The sequence below is a fragment of the Bradyrhizobium sp. 153 genome (assembly GCF_023073835.1).
Lineage (GTDB): Bacteria > Pseudomonadota > Alphaproteobacteria > Rhizobiales > Xanthobacteraceae > Bradyrhizobium.
On the sequence record NZ_JADPKH010000029.1, the window covers coordinates 236,394 to 258,462 of the forward strand.

Annotated in this window: 16 protein-coding genes; 8 read left to right on the forward strand and 8 right to left on the reverse strand. The window is 65.1% G+C overall.

What is annotated here, in order from left to right; all coding sequences use genetic code 11:
* Nucleotides 1-193 precede the first annotated feature (193 nt).
* The 4 genes from hmgA to IVA91_RS09120 are packed head-to-tail and all read right to left on the reverse strand — an operon-like array spanning nt 194 to nt 4,369.
* The gene (gene hmgA, locus IVA91_RS09105) at nt 194-1,540 is read right to left on the reverse strand and encodes a homogentisate 1,2-dioxygenase (RefSeq protein ID WP_247278665.1); all 1,347 of its coding nucleotides are present in this window, start codon (nt 1,538-1,540) and stop codon (nt 194-196) included.
* A 2-nt stretch (nt 1,541-1,542) separates the two neighbouring features.
* On the reverse strand, nt 1,543-2,499 hold the full coding sequence (locus tag IVA91_RS09110; protein ID WP_247278664.1) for an MBL fold metallo-hydrolase: 957 nt from the start codon (nt 2,497-2,499) through the stop codon (nt 1,543-1,545).
* Nucleotides 2,500-2,523: 24 nt separating this feature from the next.
* Nucleotides 2,524-2,748 carry a DUF2783 domain-containing protein gene (locus IVA91_RS09115; RefSeq protein ID WP_131874472.1) on the reverse strand — a complete coding sequence of 75 codons (225 nt, stop codon included), beginning with the start codon at nt 2,746-2,748 and terminating at the stop codon, nt 2,524-2,526.
* Nucleotides 2,749-2,755: 7 nt separating this feature from the next.
* Entirely contained in the window at nt 2,756-4,369 is a 1,614-nt protein-coding gene (locus IVA91_RS09120; protein ID WP_247278663.1) for an FAD-dependent oxidoreductase, read from the reverse strand.
* Nucleotides 4,370-4,478: 109 nt separating this feature from the next.
* On the opposite strand from IVA91_RS09120, the gene IVA91_RS09125 reads away from it, so the two are divergent.
* The gene (locus tag IVA91_RS09125; RefSeq protein ID WP_247278662.1) at nt 4,479-5,021 is read left to right on the forward strand and encodes a MarR family transcriptional regulator; all 543 of its coding nucleotides are present in this window, start codon (nt 4,479-4,481) and stop codon (nt 5,019-5,021) included.
* A 58-nt stretch (nt 5,022-5,079) separates the two neighbouring features.
* Here IVA91_RS09125 and IVA91_RS09130 read toward each other — a convergent pair whose 3' ends face one another.
* A complete protein-coding gene (locus tag IVA91_RS09130; protein ID WP_247278661.1) occupies nt 5,080-5,886 on the reverse strand; it encodes an N-acyl homoserine lactonase family protein in 807 nt (268 codons plus the stop codon).
* 371 nt (nt 5,887-6,257) lie between these two features.
* On the opposite strand from IVA91_RS09130, the gene IVA91_RS09135 reads away from it, so the two are divergent.
* The 5 genes from IVA91_RS09135 (at nt 6,258) to IVA91_RS09155 (ending at nt 13,139) form a co-directional block, all read left to right on the forward strand.
* Nucleotides 6,258-7,781, forward strand: a complete 1,524-nt coding sequence (locus tag IVA91_RS09135; protein WP_247416785.1) for a caspase family protein — start codon at nt 6,258-6,260, stop codon at nt 7,779-7,781.
* Between the two features lie 144 nt (nt 7,782-7,925).
* Nucleotides 7,926-8,597, forward strand: a complete 672-nt coding sequence (locus IVA91_RS09140) for an OmpA family protein (RefSeq protein ID WP_247278659.1) — start codon at nt 7,926-7,928, stop codon at nt 8,595-8,597.
* Between the two features lie 158 nt (nt 8,598-8,755).
* Nucleotides 8,756-9,685, forward strand: coding sequence for an efflux RND transporter periplasmic adaptor subunit (locus IVA91_RS09145; RefSeq protein WP_247278658.1), 930 nt, complete (start codon nt 8,756-8,758; stop codon nt 9,683-9,685).
* Nucleotides 9,685-12,834, forward strand: a complete 3,150-nt coding sequence (locus IVA91_RS09150) for an efflux RND transporter permease subunit (RefSeq protein WP_247278657.1) — start codon at nt 9,685-9,687, stop codon at nt 12,832-12,834. The genes IVA91_RS09145 and IVA91_RS09150 overlap by 1 nt, the downstream gene beginning before the upstream one ends.
* A 65-nt stretch (nt 12,835-12,899) precedes the next feature.
* Complete coding sequence (locus tag IVA91_RS09155; protein WP_247278656.1) at nt 12,900-13,139, forward strand: DUF433 domain-containing protein; 240 nt, start codon at nt 12,900-12,902, stop codon at nt 13,137-13,139.
* Nucleotides 13,140-13,503: 364 nt separating this feature from the next.
* Here the strand turns inward: IVA91_RS09155 and IVA91_RS09160 are convergent, their stop codons facing one another.
* Nucleotides 13,504-14,178 (reverse strand): Crp/Fnr family transcriptional regulator, encoded by a 675-nt coding sequence (locus IVA91_RS09160; protein ID WP_247278655.1) that lies wholly within the window; start codon nt 14,176-14,178, stop codon nt 13,504-13,506.
* Nucleotides 14,179-14,411: 233 nt separating this feature from the next.
* On the opposite strand from IVA91_RS09160, the gene IVA91_RS09165 reads away from it, so the two are divergent.
* Together IVA91_RS09165 and IVA91_RS09170 are read left to right on the forward strand one after the other, a co-directional pair.
* Nucleotides 14,412-16,463, forward strand: a complete 2,052-nt coding sequence (locus tag IVA91_RS09165; protein WP_247278654.1) for an AsmA family protein — start codon at nt 14,412-14,414, stop codon at nt 16,461-16,463.
* A gap of 219 nt (nt 16,464-16,682) precedes the next feature.
* Nucleotides 16,683-19,130 (forward strand): adenylate/guanylate cyclase domain-containing protein, encoded by a 2,448-nt coding sequence (locus IVA91_RS09170; protein ID WP_247416790.1) that lies wholly within the window; start codon nt 16,683-16,685, stop codon nt 19,128-19,130.
* Nucleotides 19,131-19,298: 168 nt separating this feature from the next.
* On the opposite strand, the gene IVA91_RS09175 is transcribed toward IVA91_RS09170, so the two are convergent.
* Nucleotides 19,299-20,555: a Spy/CpxP family protein refolding chaperone gene (locus tag IVA91_RS09175; protein ID WP_247416817.1), complete on the reverse strand. Its 1,257-nt coding sequence runs from the start codon at nt 20,553-20,555 to the stop codon at nt 19,299-19,301.
* A gap of 354 nt (nt 20,556-20,909) precedes the next feature.
* On the reverse strand, nt 20,910-21,953 hold the full coding sequence (locus tag IVA91_RS09180) for a LysM peptidoglycan-binding domain-containing protein (RefSeq protein WP_247278651.1): 1,044 nt from the start codon (nt 21,951-21,953) through the stop codon (nt 20,910-20,912).
* Nucleotides 21,954-22,069: the final 116 nt, after the last annotated feature.

Below are 22,069 nucleotides of genomic sequence, written 5' to 3' on the forward strand. Positions count from 1 at the left end.
GCGGTGACGGTGTCACCCTCCCCTGGAGGGGGAGGGTCGGCTCATATTGAGCGCAGCGAAATATGAGACGGGGTGGGGTGATCTCTCAACACGGGCGGTGTTCCTTGCGGAGAGACCGTCACCCCACCCCGCTACGCATTCCGCTTCGCTGCATGCGTAGCGACCCTCCCCCTCCAGGGGAGGGTAAGAGGCATTACGGCGTGTTCGGATCGAACCGCTTCTCCAGGCCCTTCCAGCAATCGGCGTAATCGTCCTGGAGCGTCGACGACTTCGCCGCATGCGCAGTGACGCGCTGCGGGTAGCGGGTTTCGAACATGAAGGCCATGGTGCCGGTCAGCTTCACGGGTTTCAGCTCGCCGTTGCTGGCGTGCTCGAAGGCGTCGCGATCCGGCCCGTGCGGCAGCATGCAATTGTGCAGGCTGATGCCGCCGGGGACGAAGCCTTGCGGCTTGGCATCGTAGACGCCGTAGATCAGCCCCATGAATTCGCTCATGATGTTCATGTGATACCAGGGCGGGCGGAAGGTGTTCTCGGCGATCATCCAGCGCTCGGGGAAGATCACGAAGTCGATATTCGCGGTGCCCGCGGTCTCGGATGGTGAGGTCAGCACCGTGAAGATCGAGGGGTCGGGATGGTCGAAGCTGATCGCGCCTACGGGAGAGAACGTGCGCAGATCGTACTTGTACGGCGCGTAATTGCCGTGCCAGGCCACGACGTCGATCGGCGAATGGGCGAGCTGCGTCTTGAACAGCGAGCCGCCCCATTTCACGTAGAGCTCGGTCGGCGTGTCCTTGTCCTCGTAGTTTGCGACCGGCGTGAGGAAGTCGCGCGCATTGGCGAGGCAGTTGGCGCCGATCGGGCCGCGCTCCGGCAGTGTGAAAGCGCCGCCATAGTTCTCGCAGAGATAGCCGCGCGCCGGACCGTTCGGGATCTCGACGCGGAACTTGACGCCGCGCGGGATCACCACGATCTCGCCGGGCTCGGCATCGATGCAGCCAAACTCGGTGACGATACGCAGATTGCCCTGCTGAAGTACGAACATCAGCTCGCCGTCGGCATCATAGAAGTGCTGGTCCACCATCGACTTGGTGATGAGGTAGACATGCGCCGCCATGCCGGCCTGCGTGTTGACGTCGCCGGCGGTCGTCATGGTCTGCACGCCCTGCAGGAAGGTCATCTCCTCCTGCGGAATCGGTGCCGGATCCCAGCGCAGCTGCGCGATCGGCAGATCGTATTCATGGCACGGCGCCGAGCGCCACAGCCCGGCATCGATCTTCTCGAAGCGGCCGGAATGCTTCACCGACGGACGAATGCGATAAAGCCAGGAGCGCTCATTGCTGCCGCGGGGCGCCGTGAAGGGCGAGCCGGAGAGCTGCTCGGCATAGAGCCCGTAGGCGCAGCGCTGCGGCGAATTACGTCCAATCGGCAGCGCGCCCGGCAGCGCCTCGGTCTCAAAGCTGTTGCCGAAGCCGGACATGTAGCCCGGCGTCACCTGCGCGGAACTGCGGATGATCTGATCGGGCGAGGTGTTGATGTTCATGACTATCCTCCTCCTTGCAGCGCTGCCCACATTTCCTGGTCGCGCTTGTCGGTCCAGATCACAGGATCGTCGATTCCCGACGCTTCGTCATAGGCGCGCGACACGTTGAACGGCAGGCAGTGCTCGTAGATGGCGAAGCTCGAAAATTTCGGATCCATCACCTCGCGCGTCGCCGCCATCGTCTCCTTCAGCGTGCGCCCCTTGGCGACGGAGATCTCCGCGGCCCCATAAAGCGTTGTGACGAAATCACGCGTCATCGCGATGGCCTCGCGCACGGTGGCTGTGCCCTTCAGGGCATCACCGCGGCCCGGCGCGATCGCCTTGGGATTGAAGTTGCGGATCTCGTTCAGCGTCAGCGGCCATTCGCGCAAATGCGCATCACCGCAATAGCAGGCCGAGTGATATTCGATGAGATCGCCGGAAAACATCACCTCGGCGTCCGGCACCCAGGCGACGATGTCGCCGGAGGTGTGGCCGGCACCTAACTGGATCAGGCGCACCTCGCGTTTGCCGAGATAGATCGACATCTCGCCCTCGAAGGTCAGGGTCGGCCAGGTCAGGCCTGGAATGCTCTGCGCATCCTGGAACAGGCGCGGGAAGCGGCCGTATTCGGAATCCCAATCCTGCTTGCCGCGCTCTTCGATCAGCCGATAGGTCTCCTGCGAGGCGACGATGCCTTGCGCCTTGTAGGCGGAGGCGCCAAGCACGCGCACCGCGTGATAGTGCGACAGCACGACATATTTGATCGGCTTGTCGGTCACGGTGCGCACGCGCTCGATCACCTTGTTCGCCATTGCGGGCGTCGCCTGCGCATCGAACACGAGACAGCCGTCGTCGCCGACGATGATTGCGGTGTTGGGATCGCCCTCGGCGGTGAACGCATAGAGATCGGTACCGATCTCGGAGAAGGTGATCTTCTTCTCGGAGAGATCGCCGGTGGATGCGAAGTTCTTCGCCATCAATTCGTCCTTCAAGTCACTGGGTTATTGTTGTTGCTGTTGTTGCTGCTGGCCGTCGATCATGCGCCGCTTTGCAAGCCCGATCGCCTCCCGCAGCACGTCGATGTCGCCGATATGGTTGGCGAGGATCAGCACCAGCGCCGCGTCGAAATCGGCACTCTGCTCGTCGGTGAGCCCGCGATGGGCCTCGACGATGGCGCGAAAGGCATCGTCGGGGCGCGCGAAGTTGGAACTGGTGGAGAGCGGCATCAGAACCTCAATACAAGCCTTCGGCCCGCGCCAGCGCCGCCGCGATCATCGCACGCGTCGGGCGGCGGAAGCGCGCCGCGACATAACCGTCAGGCCTCAGCAGATAGGCGGCGCCCGGCTCGGCGCCGTAGCGTTTCGCGACCAGGCCCGAGGGATCGGCAAGTCCGCCCTCATCTCCAATGCGGATGCCCTTGATGCCATCGGGCACATCGGTCGGCGCGCCATTGCTGAACGACAGCAAGGTGAAGTCCGTTCCACCCTTGCGGAAGGCATCCGTCAGATAGATCTGCTCGCCGGCGCGCGTTGCGACGGGCGCGTCGAGCATGGAACAGCCGGGCGACGGTCCGCCGTGCCACGTATCCGCATCGAGCGAGGACAGCGGGGAGTCGTAGCTGCACGGCACCGAGAGCCGGCCGCCATTGACCATGCGCTTGCCGAACTCGGTCTCCTTGGCGAGCGACAGCACCGCCTTGCGCAGCCGCGCTTCCTGGTGCGAGTTCGGCGCCATGAAATCGGTCGAGCGGGTGGATTCGCGGATGTTCTCGTCAGCCGCCATGCTGCGCTCGGCATGATAGCTCTCGAGCAGGCTCGCGGGCGAAGTCCCGCGCAGCACACGGTCGAGCTTCCAGGAGAGATTCTCGGCGTCCTCGAGTCCCGAGTTCGCGCCGCGTGCGCCGAAGGGCGAGACCTGGTGAGCGGAATCGCCGGCAAAAATCACGCGGCCGTGGATGAACCGGTCCATCCGCCGGCATTGAAATTTATACAGCGAGATCCACTCGAACTCGAACTTGTCGTGCCCGAGCATGCGCGCGATGCGCGGCCGCACGTTTTCCGGCTTCTTCTCGACGACGGGATCGGCGTCGCGATTGAGCTGGAGATCGATGCGCCAGACATCATCAGGCTGCCGGTGCAAGAGCGCCGAACGTCCGGCATGGAACGGCGGATCGAACCAGAACCAGCGTTCAGTCGGGAATTCCGCGGTCATCTTGACGTCGGCAATCAGGAACTGGTCCTCGAACACCTGTCCCGCGAATTCGGCGCCGACCATCTGCCGCAGCGAGGAGCGCGCGCCGTCGCAGGCAATGACATATTGCGCGTGCAGCCGATAGGCGCCCTCGGGCGTTTCGATCGTCAGCGCGACGGCATCGTTGCGCTGCTCCAGCGCCGTCACCTTGTTGCGCCAGCGCAGGTCGATCGCAGGCAGATCCTGGATACGATCGACCAGATAGGCTTCGGCGTAATATTGCTGAAGGTTGATGAAAGCCGGCCGCTTGTGACCGTCCTCGGGCAGCAGGTTGAACTGATAGAGCTGCGACTCGCCGTGGAAGATCCGGCCGACGCTCCAGACCACGCCCTTCTCGACCATGCGGTCGCCGACTCCGAGCCGGTCCCAATATTCCAGCGAACGCTTGGAGAAGCAGATCGCGCGCGAGCCTTCGCCGATACGATCGGCATCATCAAGAAGAACGACGCGCTGGCCGCGTTGGGCAAGGTCTATCGCCAGCGACAGCCCGACCGGACCCGCACCGACGACCACGACCGGATGCGCGGCCGGGTCCTGGCCCGAACGATCCTGATCGGGGTGGCGTTGGTAGCCGAACTGGGATTTGGCGTGCGCCATGCACTAACCTCGGCTCTGGTCAGGAGAGGACTGATCTGCTAGATAGTCTCACGTGCAACTATTTTGGACCGGAGCCGGCCGGCCGTCAACCGAATTCGGAGCGCTCTGCTTGGCAAGGACATCCAGTGACATCGCGCTGAGGACACGCGAAGCCGAAGAGGCTTCATCGCGGCCAAAGCCTCGGCTCGATCTGTTCAAGTTCGTGCCGTTCCGCCTCAACCGGCTCGCCGCGGAGGTGAGTTCCGCGCTCGCGGTGGAATATCAGGAACGGCATGGCCTCGATATTCCGGCGTGGCGCGTGATCGCCACGCTCGGCTTTCGCAACGATGCCTGTAGCGCGCAATTCATCTCGCAATGCACCCGCACGCACAAATCGACCATCAGCCGTGCGGTGACGACGCTGCTGCAGCAGGGCTTGATCGAGCGGGTCGAGAACGAAGCCGATCGCCGCGAATTTCGCCTGCAACTGACGAAGAAGGGCCGCGCGCTCTATGAAGAGCTGTTCCCGCAATTGCTGCGACGGGAAGACGAGATCCTCGCCTGCCTTTCCGCGCAGGAGCGCAAGCAGCTCTCGGCTTTGCTCGGCAAGATCGAAGAGAGCCTCGACCTGATCCAGACCAGCGAAGAGGCGGACGCCAAGCAGGCGTATTAGGCGATGCTGTCATTCCGGGGCGCCGCGACAGCGGCGAACCCGGAATGACGCTACCGCGTCACTTCGCAAACGATCTCGTCGGCGGCAGGTGCAGCGCCCAGGCATCGATCTTGTCGCTGGCGCGTGGATAGATCTCCGTCACGATCGGATCATGACCGGGAATGAATCGATCAGGGTGACCGGCGAGGCGCTCGATCGTCTCCCAGCCTTGCGCCATGTCGCCGACATTGTAGACGATCGGGAATGGGCTCTTGCGCTGAAGATTGGCGTAGTAATGCGCGGCATCGGACGCCAGCACCACCGGTCCGCGCGCGGTCTCGACCCTGACGACCTGCAAGCCGTCGGAATGGCCGCCGACCCGATGCACGGTCACGCCGGGCGCGACCTCGCCGTCGCCCGAATAAAACGTAACGCGCTCGCCATAGACATGGCGCACCATCTGCGTGACGTGCTCGACCGAGAACGGATGGCGCAAGAGGCCATTGCACATGCAGCGGCCGGTCGCGTAAGCCATCTCGCGCTCCTGGAGATGGAAGCGCGCATGCGGGAAGCGATCGAGATTGCCGGCATGGTCGTAATGCAGATGCGTCACGATGACATCGCGAATCGCGGCCGCGGCGACACCAAAGCGCTCCAGCGCGTCAACAGGATTGAGCGTCAGCTTGCGTGCCCGCGCGCTCGCCTCCTCGGCGTTGAAGCCGGTATCGACCAGGATGTCGCGGTCGCCGCCGCGGATCAGCCAGACGAAGTAATCGAGGTCCTGTGCCGCGCTGTCATGCGGGTCGGGCACGAGGAAGTTCATGTGAGGAGTGCGCGGCGACATCGTCGCATAGCGCAGTGCGTAGATCTCGTAGACGTTTCCCATGCCTCTGCTCTTTGTTTTTTTCTGAGTGGACCTGCGGGACGAGCCGGCGCACCAAGCCATTGTCCGCAGCAAAGGTCAAACACCTGGGGTTGCGACGGCCGCGGTCCTGCAATGTGAGAGCAATCACATTTTCGTCGCCCTGGCTGCCCTAACATCCCGCAGATAGGATCGCACCAGATGCATCGAGCACAACCATGACAGCCCCCTTTATTCCACTCGAAGCGTGCCTATGCCTTTGGGTCGATCGTCGCAATACCGAATGTCCAAGCGGTTGACGCCCCCTGTCCCCGGTTTGATAATGCCTAAAGCGTAAGTTAAGGTCGCCGCGGCGCAAGCTGGAACGGCGCCTTTTTGGCTGGACCGCGCTGATTATGAAAATTCGCTTCCTTTTTCTGCTGCCCCTGCTCATCTCGCTTATCCCGACTGCTCCGACGCTTGCGGCTGGCGACCGCTTTGCGCTGGTGATCGGCAACGCCAAATATCCGGATGCGGATGCCCCGTTGAAGGAACCGATAAACGATGCGCGCGACGTCGCCGACGAGCTCAAGCGCGACGGCTTTTCCGTCGAGATCGGCGAGAACCTGACCGGCGACGGCATGCGCCGCGCCTTCGAGAAGCTCTACGGTAAGATCAAGCCGGGTTCGGTGGCGCTGGTGTTCTTCAGCGGGTTCGGCATCCAGTCCGCGCGTCAAAGCTATTTGCTGCCGGTCGATGCGCAGATCTGGACCGAATCCGACGTGCGCCGCGACGGTTTCAGCCTGGAGAGCGTGCTTGGCGAGCTCAACACCCGCGGTGCCGGTGTCAAGATCGCGCTGATCGATGCCTCCAGGCGCAACCCGTTCGAGCGCCGGTTCCGCAGCTTCTCGGCCGGCCTGACCCCGGTCATCGCGCCGAATGGCACCCTGGTGATGTATTCGGCGGCGCTGGCCTCGGTGGTCTCGGATGCCGGCGGCGAGCACAGCCTGTTCGTCCAGGAGCTGCTGAAGGAAATTCGCGTCCCCGACCTAATGGCCGAGGAGACGCTGAACCGCACCAAGATGGGCGTTACCCGCGCCTCGCGCGGCGAGCAGGTGCCATGGATATCCTCTTCATTGGCTGAAGATTTCTCGTTCATTCCGGGGGCCGGCGGATCGCGGCCGTCGACGACGCCACCACCGGCGCCGCCGGCCGTGGTCGCCAACAACCCGCCGCCGGCATCACCCGCGCCGCCGACACCGCCTCCGCCGACGAAGCCGGCCGACACGGTTGCGGCGCCTGCACCACCCCCTCCTTCTGCACCGGCACCCTCGCCGAAGCCGCAGGTCGAGGCCGCCCTGCCGCCACCGCCGCCGCCCGCGAAGCCGGCTGATCCCGCTCCCGCGCCGAACGCGGACGGCGGGCCGAGCCCCGCCGTCCTGGCTGACGACCCCACGATCAAGAGCCTGACAGCCAAGATTGCCGCCAATCCGGACGACGTGAACGCGCTGTACCGGCGCGGCCAGGTCTATGCCAGCAAGGGCGCCTACAACCTCGCCATCAAGGATTTCGACGATACGCTCCGCATCAACGCGAAGGACGTCGAGGCGCTGAACAACCGCTGCTGGACCCGCACCGTGGTCGGCGACCTTCAGGGCGCACTCAAGGATTGCAACGAGGCGCTGCGGCTGCGGCCGAACTTCGTCGATGCGTTGGACAGCCGCGGGCTCGTCAACCTGAAATCGGGAGCGGTCAAGAACGCCATCGCCGATTTCGACGCGGCCCTGAAGATCAATCCCCGCCTGACCTCCTCGCTCTACGGACGCGGCCTTGCCAAGCAGCGCAACGGCTCCGCCCAGGAAGGTGCGCTCGACATCGCCAATGCCAAGGCGATGGATCCGAACATCGTTCAGGAATTCGCAAGTTACGGAGTGCGTTGATATTTTTTTGAGTTGAGGGAAGACGCGCCTCGAACCTTGAACAGCCCAGGGAAGACTAATGGGCGGATGCCGCAAGGGGGCTTTCCCGAGGGCTTATTGCAGGAATTTGGAAACGCGCGAGCTGGCCGCGCAGGAGGGACTGCTATGAGATTGGCTGCAAAGGGACTTACCGCGATCCTGTCCATCATCACCATCGGCGCCGCTCTGTCGCTGCCGGCTTCGCCCGCCGTCGCGGGCGACGAAAGCAACAGCAAGAACGTCACCGAGGACGAGATCGTCCGCGCGCTCGCGCCGCCGGCAAAGAAGCCTTTGACGCGCGGCCTCTCGATCGCTCCGCAGGCCGATCCCGCGCCGAACGCGGCGGAGACCAAGCTGATCCAGTCCGTGCGTGGCCGCTCGACGCGTTCGCTGTCGTCGACCGAGCGCGAGGAAATCGCCTCGGTCGCCAAGGACAAGCCGAACATCGATCTCGAGATCACGTTCGACTACAACTCCGCCAATATCAGCGCCAAGTCCATGCCGTCCGTGCAGGCGCTCGGCCGGGCGCTGACGAGCCCCGACCTCAAGGGCTCGACCTTCGTGGTCGCCGGTCACACCGATGCCGCAGGCGGCGAAGCCTACAACCAGGACTTGTCGGAGCGCCGCGCCGATTCGATTAAGCGCTACCTCGTCGACAAGTACGGCATCTCCGCGACCGACCTCGTCACCGTCGGCTACGGCAAGAGCAAGCTGAAGGATCCGAACCAGCCGATGGCGGAGGTCAACCGCCGCGTGCAGGTCGTCAACATGGAAAACAAGACCACCGCATCCAAGTAAGCACGACGCAATCCTTTGCAGTGACAAGTCGTGATGTGGTGTAACGTCTCGCTTCCAGGGCGCGTCCCGCAGCCTTGCGGGACGCCACTTTATTTCAGGGAAACGCTCTCGATAGGCCTCGTACGGACGGCCGTGAGCCAGGCCAGGATGATCCGGCGATGAACCTTTCCGAATATCTCAAGCCGGCGGGAACGGTGGTGTTCGTCGTGGCGCTCGGCCTCGGCTATTATCTGTTTGAGCATCGGCATCGCCCTGAGGCGAAGGAAACGCCGGGCGAGGCGCTCGTCATCGTGACGAAGTCGACCAATGCCTGCTTCTCCGATCTCGTGCGGGTGACCGGCTTCTTCGTGCCGCGCCGCGAGGCCGTGGTCGTGGCCGACCAGGAAGGCTCTCGGGTTACGGACCTCTTCGTCACCGAAGGCACTGTTGTCACCGATAATCAGGAACTGGCCCGCCTGACCGCGCCGCCGCAGATCCCGGGCCAACCGCAGCGGCCCGGCCCGCAAGGCCCGATCTCGCTGAAGGCGCCCGCGCCGGGCCTCATCACCGAGGTCCGCACCATCGTCGGCGCGCCGGCCTCGCCGCAGGCCGGGCCGATGTTCCGCATCGCCGTCAACAGCGAGATCGAGCTCGACGCCCAGGTCCCGGCGGTTCACATGCCCAAGCTCAGCTCCGGCGCGACCGTGCGCATCAGCCGCGACGACGCGCCCGATCTGATCGGCCGGGTCCGGCTGGTTGCGCCCGAAATCGACCGCACGACCCAGCTCGGGCGCGTCCGCATCAGCGTCACCAACAATCCCTCGCTGAAGGTCGGCGTATTCGCCCGCGCCTCGATCGATGCCAAGCGAAGCTGCGGCGTCTCGATTCCCAAGACCGCGATCGACCATCTCACCGTGCAAGTCGTCAAGGGCAACATTGTCGAGACGCGCAAGGTGCGGGTCGGACTATCGTCCGACAGCGCGACGGAAATCCTGGAAGGGCTCGAGGTCGGCGAAATCGTTGTCGCCGACGCCGGCTCTTCGCTCCATGATGGCGACCAGATCAAAACCATGTTCGCCGATGAACTCGATCGCACGCGGGTACGCTGATGGCTCTCAATATCTCGGCATGGTCGATCCGCAATCCGTTGCCGTCGGTCGTCTTCTCGATCATCCTCCTGATCCTCGGCTGGACCTCCTTCACCAAGCTTGCGGTGACGCGGCTGCCGTCGGCCGACATTCCCGTGATCTCGGTCGCCGTATCGCAATTCGGCGCTGCGCCTGCCGAGCTGGAATCCCAGGTTACCAAGACGGTTGAAGACGCCGTCTCCGGCGTCGAGGGCGTGCGGCACATCACCTCCTCGATCACCGACGGCCTGTCGGTCACCACGATCCAGTTCGCGCTGGAGACCAACACGGACCGCGCGCTCAACGACGTCAAGGACGCGGTGACGCGCGTGCGCTCCAACCTGCCGCAGAACGTCACTGAGCCGCTGATCCAGCGCGTCGACGTCATCGGCCTGCCGATTGTCACCTATGCCGCGATCTCGCCCGGCAAGACGCCCGAGCAGCTCTCCTATTTCGTCGACGACGTGGTCAAGCGCGCGCTGCAGGGTGTGCGCGGCGTCGCCCAGGTCGAGCGCATCGGCGGTGTCGAGCGCGAGATCCTGGTTTCGCTCGACCCCGATCGATTGCAAGCGATGGGGCTGACGGCGGTCAATGTCAGCCAGAGCCTGCGCGGCACCAATGTCGACGTCGCCGGCGGCCGCGCCGAGATCGGCAAGAACGACCAGGCCATCCGCACGCTCGCCGGCGCCAAGACGCTGGGCGATCTTGCCGGCACAATGATCCCGCTGTTCGGCGGCGGCGAGGTCCGGCTCGACGATCTTGGCACCGTCACCGACACCATTGCCGACCGTCGCACCTTCGCCCGCTTCAACGGCGAGCCGGTGGTCGCGCTCGGCATCAAGCGCTCCAAGGGCGCCAGCGACGTGAAGGTAGCCGAGGCCGTGCAAAAGCGCATCGACGCGCTGAAGGCCTCCTATCCCGACGTCGATCTGAAGCTGATCGACACCTCGGTCGAATATACCAAGGGCAATTACCACGCTGCGATCTCGACCCTGTTCGAAGGCGCCATCCTCGCCGTCGTCATTGTGCTCCTGTTCCTGCGCGACCTGCGCGCGACCATCATCGCCGCGATTTCGCTGCCGTTGTCGATCTTCCCGGCGTTCTGGGCGATGGACCTGCTCGGCTTCTCGCTGAACCTCGTCAGCTTTCTCGCCATCACGCTGTCGACGGGTATTCTGGTCGACGACGCCATTGTCGAGATCGAGAATATCGTCCGGCACATGAACATGGGCAAGTCGCCCTACCGTGCCGCGCTGGAGGCCGCCGACGAGATCGGCCTCGCGGTGATCGCGATCTCGCTGACCATCATCGCGATCTTCGCACCCGCGAGCTTCATGTCGGGCATCGCCGGACAGTTCTTCAAGCAGTTCGGCATTACCGTTTCGGTCCAAGTATTCTTCTCGCTGCTCGCGGCCCGCTTCGTCACCCCGGTGCTAGCCGCCTACTTTCTCAAGCACCACACGCATGTGGAGCCGCCGCCCGGTCGCATCTTGCGGTCCTACCATGGGATCGTGGCCTGGTCGGTGAAGCACTATTTTATCACGGTGCTGATCGGGCTCGGCGTCTTCGCCGCCTCGATCTGGAGCATCACGCTGCTGCCGCAAGGCTTCCTGCCGGCGCAGGACAGCGCCCGCTCGCTGCTTGCCCTCGAGCTGCCGCCTGGCACTCAGCTCGCCTACACCGAAAAGGTCACCGAGGACATCGTCGCGCGGCTGCGCAAGCGGCCCGAGGTGAAGAGCATCTTCGTCGACGGCGGGCGCGTCCCGCCGGGCACTCAGGAAGTCCGGCGCGCCGCTCTGATCATCAACTACACGCCCAAGGACAGCCGCGACATTACCCAGCGCGAGCTCGAGTTCTCGATCAGCCAGGAGCTGGAGAACGTTCCCGACATCCGCTTCTGGTTCCTCGACGAGAACGGCCTGCGCGCGATCTCGCTGGTGGTGACCGGTGTGGATCCCAACATCGTCAACAACGTCGCGAGCGAGCTTGCGACGCAGATGAAGCGCATTCCCACCATCTCCAACGTGATCTCGGAAACCTCGCTGGAGCGACCCGAGCTGCGCATCGAGCCGCGCGCCGATCTCGCCGCGCGGCTCGGCGTCTCGACCGAAAGCCTGTCGCAGACCATCCGCGTCGCCACCATCGGCGACGTCGGGCCTGCACTCGCCAAGTTCGACGTCGGCGACCGCCTGGTGCCGATCCGCGTTCAGCTCGAAGACGCCGCGCGCGGCAATCTGAAGACGCTCGAGCAGCTCCGTGTCCCGCTCGGGGAGCACGGCGAGAAGGGCGGCGTGCCGCTCTCGGTCATCGCCGACGTCAAGCTCGACCAAGGCCCCACCAGCATCAACCGCTACGACCGCGAGCGGCAGGCGACCGTTGCGGCCGATCTCGTCGGCTCCGCCGCGCTCGGCGATGCCACCAAGAAGATCTACGACCTGCCGGTGATGAAGAGTCTGCCGAAAGGCGTGAAAGTCTCACCCTCCGGCGACGCCGAAAGCCTGAACGAGCTGTCCGACGGTTTTGCGACCGCGATCACGGCCGGCCTGATGATGGTCTACGCCGTGCTGGTGCTGCTGTTCGGCACTTTCCTCCAGCCGATTACCATCCTGTTCTCGCTGCCGCTCTCGATCGGCGGTGCGATCGCCGCCTTGCTCGTCACCGGCAAGCAGCTCACCACCCCGGTGTGGATCGGCATCCTGATGCTGATGGGGATCGTCACCAAGAACGCAATCATGCTGGTGGAGTTCGCCATCGAAGCCATTCGCACCGGCAAGCCGCGCGAGGAGGCCATGATCGACGCCGGCATGAAGCGCGCCCGCCCCATCGTGATGACCACGATCGCAATGGCCGCGGGCATGATGCCGAGCGCGCTCGCGGTCGGCGCCGGCGGCGAGTTCCGCTCACCGATGGCGCTCGCGGTGATCGGTGGCCTGATCTTCTCGACCATCCTGTCGCTGGTGTTCGTGCCTGCGATGTTCATGGTGATGGACGATTTCGGCGCACTGATCTGGCGCTTCGCCAAGCGATTGATCGTGCACAGCGAGGACGCGATGGCTCCCGGTCATCACGGAGCAGCGCCGGCGGAAGCGGCGCCGACGCCGAAGAACATCGCGCGCCCAGCGGCGGAGTGAAATCCCGGCGAGCAAACCAGGGCGGCACACTGGCGAACGGCGCCTCCAGGCGCTATGTTAGCCCCATGACTTTCTCGCGTATCACGATCGATCCTGCGGTCTGCACCGGCAAGCCCTGTATTCGCGGGATGCGATTTCCGGTCGCACGGCTGCTCGGCTTGTTGGCTGCCGGCGAAACACGTGAATCCGTGTTGAACGACTACCCGTATCTCGAACGTGGAGACATCGACGAAGCGTTGCGCTACGCGGCCTTCCTTGCTGAGGATGAATCCGTCGAGCTGCACCCCGCTGTTACGGCGAAGTGAAATTCATCATCGACATGCCCCTCTCGCCCTTACTTGTCGCACTGGCTGACAGAGATGGGGCATGATGCGGTGCATGCTTCCGCGATAGGCTTTCATTCTGCAAGCGATGTGGAGATCATCGATCGTGCCAGACAGGAGGATCGCACGATCATCACGGCGGATCTCGACTGCCCTCGCCTGATCGCGACTGCGGGAAGTGACAGCCCAAGTCTCATTCTATTCCGAGGGGGCGACTGGACGGAAGCGGCCGTCCGGGCCCGATTGGCGGAGGTTTTATCTGCCCTGCCTGAGAACGAAATCCAGGATAGCATCATCACGATCAACCGGAACGTGTGCGTCGGCGCAGACTCCCGATCGCTTGATTCTACTCGTTCCGTGCGATCGCGGTCAGCTTTGTCATGTTCCTCAGCAATATCCGGCCGCGCTGGAGATCGAGGATTGCCTCCTTGCGCCAGGCCTGAAGCTGGCGGTTGACACTTTCACGGGCGGCGCCGACGAAGACGCCGAGCTGCTCCTGCGAGATGTGCACCTCCGAGCCGAAATCGGCGGCGAGCGCGCAGAGCCGCCGCGCCAGCCGGACCGGCAGCGGTTGCAGCATGGATTCCTCCATGCGCTCGCTCTGCCAGCGGATGCGCTGGCAGAGCAGCGCGATGATCTTGATCGCGACCTTCGGCTCGCGCTCGAGGAAACCGAGGAAATCCTCGCGCCGCAGCACGAACAATTCGCTCGCCTCGCCCGCGGTCGCATCGGCCGTGCGGCTCTGGCCGTCCAGCACCGCGACCTCACCGAACAGGTCGCCCGGCCCCATGAAGTTCAGCGTCAGCCGGCTGCCGTCGGAGGCGCCGGTCTCGATGCGGACCTGGCCGCGGCGCACGCCGAACAGCGCGTCTCCTGGATCGCCCTTCTGAAACAGCACCTCGCCGCTCGCCAGATGCTGGGTGTGGCAGAGACCGGACAGCCGCTGGAGTTCGTCCGCGCCGAGGTCAGCGAACATCGCGTTCATCTTCAGGATGACCGCAAATTCGGCCTGCTTGCTCATTTCAATGTCCTTGTCAATTTACTCGTGAATGACTTTGGCAAATCGCTTGGAACCATCAGCGTAGGATGGCGTAAAACCGCGCCGGAGAAGTGTGGCATAAGTCACATAACTTTGCAGCACCTCCCGACTATTTTTGCGCGCTTGGAGCCGCTTCCCGTCCCGGGATAAACTCACGTGCAAATGACGGTAATCTGCCGGGTTCGCCGCCGATTGTCCGTCGCTGGGAAGTCGACATGAGAGCTATGAAGTTCGTCGGCGCGACAATAGCCGCCGTCATCATCGTGATCGCAATCCTTCTGGTGGTCGGAATCCCCTCCGGCTTCCTGACCTCGACGATTGCCGCGCGGGTCGAGAGCGCGACCGGCTATCGCCTGTCGATCGACGGCACCACGAAGATCAGCCTGTGGCCGACGCTGAACGTCACCCTGGGCGACCTCACGCTGCAAGACCCGAAGGACCGCAGCGGCATCACGCGCCTGACGGTCGACAGCGTGCAGGCCGACATGTCGCTCTCCAGCGTGTGGTCGGGCCAGCCTGAGATCAGCGAGCTCGTCGTCACCCATCCCGTGCTTTACCAGCCGCTGCTGCGTGAGCGCCTGCCGAATGCCGGCACCGCGTCGAAGCCGCTCGCGCTCGACACGAATAGCGCGACCATCGATCGCGTCAAGATCACCGATGGCGAGATTGCATTCGCGCGCGTGCGCGATCGCGTCGAGGGCCGCATCAGCGCCATCAACGCCGAGGCGATCGTTGGTGGCGATCGCAAAGTCAACATCACCGGCACCGCGCGCGTCGGCGAACATCCGACCAAGTTCGACATCAAGGGGACCACGCCGACGGCGGCGGGCGACCGGCCGACGATCCCGGTCGACTTCGCCATCGACATGCCTGACGTGCTGAAGTCCCAGCTCGCAGGTCACGCCGAGATCCGGCTGAGCGGCGACATCGTGATGATCAACGGCCTGAACGGCAGGCTCGGCGACAGCCCCTTCAACGGCTGGGCTTCGGTCGACATCGCGAGCAAGCCGCTGGTCAAGGTCGATCTCGACTTCCAGCGGCTCGCGATTCCGCTGGCGAAATCGCCGGAGGGCGCGGCCGGGCAGCCCTGGAGCAGTGCGCCGATCGACGTCTCCGGGCTTAATTATGTCGACGCGCAAGTCAGGATCTCGGCGAACGAAGCCGTGATCGGTGATGCGCGGCTTTCGCCGCTCGCGCTCGATGCAAAACTCGCCGGCGGTGTGCTGAAGGCCGGCACCGCCAATCTCGGCGCCTATGGCGGCCAGGTCTCGGGCGAGATGATCCTGGACGCGACCACCGGCGCGCCGAGCTTCGCCATGCATTCCGACCTCGTCGGCGTGCGCGCGCTGCCGCTGCTCCAGGGGCTTGCCGAATTCGACCGCATCGACGGCAAGCTGCAGGCCAAGCTCGCTTTGCGCAGCGCCGGCACCAGCCAGCGCGCGCTGATGGCGAACATGCAGGGCACGGCCTTCGTCAATTTCCAGGACGGCGCGATCCGCGGCATCAACGTTGCGCAGATGATCCGCTCGCTGACCACGGGCACGCTGTCCGGCTGGCAACAAGACCAGGACCCCAGCCGGGACCAGAGCACGGACCTGTCGCAGCTCTCGGCCTCCTTCCGCATCGACAAGGGCCAGGCGGTGACGACCGATCTCAATCTGATCGGGCCGCTGGTGCGCGTCACCGGCGCCGGCACCATCGCCCTTGACACCAAGATGATGGGCTTCCGCGTCGAGCCCAAGCTCATGATGACGACCGAGGGTCAGGGCCGTACCTCCGATCCGGTCGGCTTCGGCATCCCCGTGATGATCCAGGGCACCTGGTCGCAGCCGCGGATCTATCCCGACATGGCCGGCGTGCTCGACAATCCGGATGCCGCCTATGCCAAGCTGCGCGAGATGGGCAAGGGCCTGTTCGGCCCCGATGGCGCTGGGCTTGGCAATATCCTGGGCGGCCTGGGGTTGGGCGGCACTGCACCGGGCGGTGGCAACGCGACCAGCAATGCCAATCCACAAGGTTCGCAGCCGGGACAGAACAATCTGCTCGGCGGTCCCCTGGGCGAAGCCATCGGCAATCTGATCCAGCAGGGGCTTTCCAGCGGCGCCGGGGCCGGCGCTGGCACCGGCCGCAGCCGCAGCCTGCCGGCGCCGCCACCCACGCCTGCGCCACAGGCCTCGCCTGCCGCCCCCGCCCTGGAGGACCCGCCGGTGGTACAGCAGGACAGTCAGCCAATGAACGACGTGCTGCGGCAGCTCTTCAATCGATGATTGGCGGACCCGCGCACTGGGCTCCACAGCGAGGAAGCCGCTGCAATTCACCCCTTTCCACGCGCTGCCTTTCCACCTGTCCCGGCGCCCACAGCGGGTAACCACAACGGCGGCTCGGTCGGGCCCCTTGGCAATCCTTGGCCCGAATTGTGGTAGAAGGCTGCCAGGGCCGGTGCGGCCCGTAGCGCGCAGCGTCAATGGCGGCGCGAGAGGATCGGGATGGCAGGAGCGAACGACAAGACACGGTTTTTACGCGAGGGCCTGTTCGCCAAATACGTTGTCTCCCTCGTCGGCCTCGTCGTGTTCGTGCTCGCCGTCAACGGCGCGATGGAGACCTGGATCTCCTACCGCGCCACCAGGACGTCGCTGATCGACGGGTTGGAGGACAAGGCGCAAGGCGCTGCCCGGCGGGTCGAGCAGTCGATCTCGGAGCTCGAGCGCCAGATCAGCTGGGTGACGCGGGCGAGCCAGGATACGCTCGAGAAGCGCCGTGCCGACTACGCGTCGCTCCTGCACCAGGTCTCGGTCGTCAGCCAACTGTTCCAGCTCAACGGCGAGGGCCGCGAGGTGCTGCGCGTCTCGCGCCAGTCGACCACGACGGGGAGCAATGCCGACCTCTCCCGCGACATGCGCTTCACCGACACCGTCGCCCGCGGCGTCAGCTACGCGCCGGCCTGGTTCGCCGACCGAACCCCTTACATGTCGATCTCGGTGGCGCATTCCGGCTTCAACGCCGGCGTCACTGTCGCCGAGATCGATCTCAGCTTCCTCTCCGAGCTCCTGTCCGACGCCCAGGTCGGCAAGGCCGCCTTTGCCTATGTGGTCGACCCGCGTGGCCGCGTGCTGGCGACGTCCTCTAGAGGACCCGATGTCGGCAAGGATCTGTCGAAGCTGCCGCAGGTCGCGGCCGCGATCGCGCCCGGCGGCGAGCCGGACACGTCGGGCACCGACTTCAACGGCCATGCGGTGATGAGCGCCGCGAGCACGGTGCCGAAGCTCGGCTGGAGCGTATTGTTCGAGCAGCCGGCCACGCAGGCCTTGATGCCGATCCGCGACCAGCTCGTGCGCATCGCGCTCCTGATCGGCATGGGCCTGATGGTCGCGATCCTCGCCGGCACGCTGCTCGCCCGCCGCATGATCATCCCGATCACGGCGCTGCGCGACGGCGCCCACAAGCTCGGCGAGGGGGATTTCAGTCATCGCATCGATGTGCGCACCTCGGACGAGCTGGAAGACCTCGCAAGCCAGTTCAACCGCATGGCCGATCAGATCCAGGAGACCTATTCGAACCTGGAGACCAAGGTCGAGGAGCGCACCCGTGATCTCGCGCAGTCGATCCACGAGCTCAAGGTGCTGGAAGAGGTCGGCCGCGCGGTCGCCTCCTCGCTCGATCTCGATGCCGTGCTGCCGACGATCGCCGCCCGCGCGATCGAGATCACCCGTGCCGATGCCGTGCTGATCTACGGCTATGACGCGGATGAGCGCCGCTTCAGCCTGGTCGAGGCCAATGGCATCGGCAAATCGGCCGACGGTGCCCACCTCACCATCGACGAGGGCGAGAACATCCTGAGCGATGCGGCGATGACCGGCGAGCCGATTGCGCTGGCCGATCTCGACCATGCTTTCGAGCAGCCGTTGCGCGACGTCGCCGTCAATGCCGGCTTCCATTCGGTGCTGGTGGTGCCGCTGGTCGACCAGCAGGGCACGCTCGGTTCGCTGGTCGTGCTGCGCCGTGCCAGCGGCGAATTCGCCCCCAGCATCATCGGCCTGATGCGCACCTTTGCCAACCAGGCGGTGCTGGCGATGCGCAATGCGCGGCTGTTCACCGAGGTCGATCACAAGAGCCGCGCGCTGGAGGCGGCGAACGAGACCGTGCGCGCCCAGGCCGACAAGCTGCGCGAGCAGACCGAGCAGCTCAAGGACTGGAACAAGTCGCTGGAGGCTCGGGTCAAGACCCAGCTCGGCGAGATCGAGCGCATCCGCAAGCTCGAGCGTTTCCTGGCGCCGCAGGTCGCCCAGCTGATCGCCTCCTCGGACAGCCCTGAGGGGCTGCTCACCAGCCAGCGCCGCGAGGTGACCGTGGTGTTCTGCGACCTGCGCGGCTTCACCGCGTTCACGGAAGCAACCGAGCCGGAAGAGGCGATGAACGTGCTGCGCGAATATCACGCCGCGCTCGGCAAGCTGATCTTCAAGTATGAGGGCACGCTCGACAAATATGCCGGCGACGGTGTCATGATCCTGTTCAATGCGCCGATTCAATTCGAGGACCACACGAAGCGCGCCGTGAAGATGGCGGTGGAGATGCGCGACACGATCGGCCCGCTGACCGAGCGCTGGCGCAACCGCGGCCATAGCCTCGGCTTCGGCATCGGCATTGCGCTCGGCTATGCGACGCTCGGCCAAGTCGGCTTTGAGCAGCGGCTGGAATATGCCGCGATCGGCAGCGTCACCAACCTCGCCTCCCGCCTCTGCGGCGAGGCTAAGCCCAACCAGATCGTGGTGAGCCGCCGCGTCTACGGCATGGTCGAACCGTGGGTCGAAGCCCGCGCCCTCGACGATCTCCATCTCAAGGGCTTCAATCACCCCGTGCTCGCGATGGAAATCTTGTCCTGGCGCGAGGAGGTGGAGAACGTGGTGGATGCGGCCGCGGTGCGGCGGCGAGGGTAGCCAAGACAAAAGTGCGAAAACAACCCCATGCACAGTAGGCGGGGGCTGCAAGATCAATGACTTACGAGGGCCTCGCGCGGGTGGTGGCGTGGTTTGACACGTCGGGCAAAACACTGGGAGAAAGACATCATCTCTCCGACCCTCCCGCGAACCACATCCCTTCTGCGCTCACGCCCCCCGCTTCGGCCCGATCGCCTCGAAGCCGGCCTTCTGCTCGTCGCTCAGATCCGCCTCGAAATCGTCGAGTGCATCGCTGACGCCGCCGACCGCTTGCAGCATTGTCTCCAGCCGCGCCTTCACGGCGGCGAGGCGGGCCTGCGGTGTCGCGGCGGCCTCCGCCGGGCAGGCGCTCAGTGTCTCCACGGTGCGCAGAGTGGTGTCCTGGAGCACGTCAAGGCGGGCGCGGGCGATCTCGTCGAGCTTGAGCGTGGAAGCAATCTCGGCAACGGGCCATTGCTGCTGCACGAGCTGCTCGTATTGGCGCTGCGCCTTTTCGTCATAGCGAGGATCATAGTCCGGCTTGCAGGCGGCGGCCGCCTGCGCGTCCTTGGGCAGAGCCGCGGCAAGCGCGGCGCGACGCTCATTGGCGAGCGCATTGAGTCTTGCCTTCTGGTCGTCATTGAGGAGACCGACGAATTTCGAAAGCGGCGGCGCGACCGCGTCAATGGCCTTGATCATGGCCTGGAGCCGCTCACTCATCAGGCCGAGGCGCTCGGCGGCCGTGGCCGGGGCCTGCGTCGGGCAGGCGGCACGGATGGTGTCGCGCGCAGCGGCCCAGGCGGATGCGAGCTCGTCGAGCGCGGTGCGCTGCGATTCGTTCGGCGCCACGGCGGCGGTGACCCGCTCGACGGGGAGACCGCCGGCGTCGCTGGCTTCGCAAAGAGTCTCCGCGGACGGAATTCGCCGAGCGCGCCGGCCTTGCGGCGCGATGTAGGCGGCAAGTTCGGTGGCGACGTAGGGCGCGAAGATCGCCGCATAGATGTCGCCATAGCCATAGAGCGAGAGGCTGGTGGTGTCGCCGAAGATGATCGCGGTGGTGAGATCATCATGCGCGAACGGCCAGAACACCGGGCCGACCCAGCCATAGCTGCCGTCGGGATGGCGCCACCATCCCTGCGGACGGCGACCGCCCTGCCAGCCCGACAGCGCAGCCTGCGCCGTGAGCGCCGCACGCAGGACGTAAGGGTTGGCAGGCTGGCCGCGCTCGGCGCCGCGGGGATCCTGCGACCTCAGCGCGGCCGAACGGTATCGGCCACCGCGCACCGCCATGCGGGCATGGCGCAAGCGCGACATGCCGATCATGTGGCCGACGGCAAAACGTGCAACGCCGAGCGGACCGCCGCGCAATCCGAACTGGGCCTCGGCCTTGTCAGGCAGCAGCACTGCCACACACATGAGGGCAGCGCCCGCCAACGCCAGTCCCATGCGTCCGGACACGAAAGCTGACCCGACCACCTCGGCCTCCTCCCAGCGCCAAGCGCGCACTGCGTCGCATCACAATGACGCCTGGGGGAACCGATTGTTCCGGAGCGGCACCGGGCAAAGCGTCGCGGCAGCTCCCCGCTTGCGTCAGGACTATCGCGCATATGGCGCTTGGCCGGGCCTGAGGGCACGCCTCGTCCTTCGAGACGACCGCTCCGCGGTCTCCTCAGGATGAGGCTAGGCAGCATCGGTGCCTGTTGAAACTGCTGCCGCGCTCATCGTCCTCATCCTGAGGGCCCGCCTGAGGGGGCGTCTCGAAAGATGGCCGCAGAGAAGAGAGAAAGAAGAAAAACCGCCTCACTGCGCCTTTGGCGGCATCACGACGGTCTGGCCGGGATAGATCAAATTGGGATTATGGATCTTGCTGCGGTTGGCGTTGAAGATCACGGCGTAGCGGGCGCCGTCACCATAGGCAAGCCGGCTGAGCGCCCACAGGCTATCGCCGCGGGAGATCACGCGGCTGCCACCCGCTTCCGCCGGTGCACCATTGAGTGCGTCCGCCGGCGAAGCCGATGCCACTGCGGTCGCCGCCGGTGCGCGGGCCATGACCTTCGGCTTCGGCGCGCCAGTCAATCTGGGCCGAGCCGCGGGCCCGTCGGGTGCCGAGGCCAGGCGTGGCGCCGCCGAGGGCAAGGAGGCCACGACTTCAGGCCTGTCGTCGGGTTTCTCGGCCTGGTTCGGCGCTTGTTTCGCTTCTTGCTTCGCTTCCTGCCGCGCGGCCGGTACCGGGCGCGCGGGCGGCGGCGCGGCTTCGGCGATCGTCACCGGCATGGAGCGGGCGGATTGCGTGACGGTCCCGTCGGTCGATTTCGCCCGCAGGGTCAGCTCATAGGAACCGGCAGGAAGCTGCGGCGGGGTCATCACGAACTGCCCCGACGCATCGGCCACGACCGAATCGAGCGGCTTGCCGTCGCGCAAGAGCTCGACCTTCGCACCCGGTGTGGCCCGGCCGGCGATCACCGCGGCTTCGCCATGATCGTCGATCCGCGCAACGTCGAAACGGGGGCCCGCATCGGTCGCAGCCGCCGGCGGCTTGACCGGCGCGAGATCGGCCAGCGCCGCGACCTGTTTCTGCGTCTCGGCCAACGCACCCACCTTCGGCTCGGGCACCGGCGAGACGGTTGCGGCCGGCGCGCTGGCGGCAAGCTTCGGCTCTTCCGACTTGGGATCCTGTTTGAGTTCCGGTCTGGGTTCGACCTTTGCCTCCGGCTTGGCGGCGACTTCGGTCTTCGCCTCGCCCGTCAGCAGCAGGCGACGCAGGTCGGTGGGGCCGATCACCACCGCGGTACCGCCCACCGCGAGCAGACAGAATGCAATGAAGGCCTTGGATGCGGTGATCATCGAAAATGAACCTTAGTCAGAACCTGGGTCGCAAATCAGCGGACGCGGCAAATTGCGCCGATTTGGCTGCGGCAGCAAGACGATCATTGGGATGACAAGCCTCCGTTCAGGCGCGC

What these genes read in the sequence shown, in the direction of transcription:
- IVA91_RS09135 (WP_247416785.1), top strand. Translation starts at nt 6,258, where the DNA reads ATGAAAATTCGCTTCCTTTTTCTGCTGCCCCTGCTCATCTCGCTTATC.
- hmgA (WP_247278665.1), bottom strand. Translation starts at nt 1,540, where the DNA reads ATGAACATCAACACCTCGCCCGATCAGATCATCCGCAGTTCCGCGCAG.
- IVA91_RS09110 (WP_247278664.1), bottom strand. Translation starts at nt 2,499, where the DNA reads ATGGCGAAGAACTTCGCATCCACCGGCGATCTCTCCGAGAAGAAGATC.
- IVA91_RS09155 (WP_247278656.1), top strand. Translation starts at nt 12,900, where the DNA reads ATGACTTTCTCGCGTATCACGATCGATCCTGCGGTCTGCACCGGCAAG.
- IVA91_RS09150 (WP_247278657.1), top strand. Translation starts at nt 9,685, where the DNA reads ATGGCTCTCAATATCTCGGCATGGTCGATCCGCAATCCGTTGCCGTCG.
- IVA91_RS09115 (WP_131874472.1), bottom strand. Translation starts at nt 2,748, where the DNA reads ATGCCGCTCTCCACCAGTTCCAACTTCGCGCGCCCCGACGATGCCTTT.
- IVA91_RS09165 (WP_247278654.1), top strand. Translation starts at nt 14,412, where the DNA reads ATGAGAGCTATGAAGTTCGTCGGCGCGACAATAGCCGCCGTCATCATC.
- IVA91_RS09145 (WP_247278658.1), top strand. Translation starts at nt 8,756, where the DNA reads ATGAACCTTTCCGAATATCTCAAGCCGGCGGGAACGGTGGTGTTCGTC.
- IVA91_RS09160 (WP_247278655.1), bottom strand. Translation starts at nt 14,178, where the DNA reads ATGAGCAAGCAGGCCGAATTTGCGGTCATCCTGAAGATGAACGCGATG.
- IVA91_RS09175 (WP_247416817.1), bottom strand. Translation starts at nt 20,555, where the DNA reads ATGGGACTGGCGTTGGCGGGCGCTGCCCTCATGTGTGTGGCAGTGCTG.
- IVA91_RS09180 (WP_247278651.1), bottom strand. Translation starts at nt 21,953, where the DNA reads ATGATCACCGCATCCAAGGCCTTCATTGCATTCTGTCTGCTCGCGGTG.
- IVA91_RS09130 (WP_247278661.1), bottom strand. Translation starts at nt 5,886, where the DNA reads ATGGGAAACGTCTACGAGATCTACGCACTGCGCTATGCGACGATGTCG.
- IVA91_RS09140 (WP_247278659.1), top strand. Translation starts at nt 7,926, where the DNA reads ATGAGATTGGCTGCAAAGGGACTTACCGCGATCCTGTCCATCATCACC.
- IVA91_RS09170 (WP_247416790.1), top strand. Translation starts at nt 16,683, where the DNA reads ATGGCAGGAGCGAACGACAAGACACGGTTTTTACGCGAGGGCCTGTTC.
- IVA91_RS09120 (WP_247278663.1), bottom strand. Translation starts at nt 4,369, where the DNA reads ATGGCGCACGCCAAATCCCAGTTCGGCTACCAACGCCACCCCGATCAG.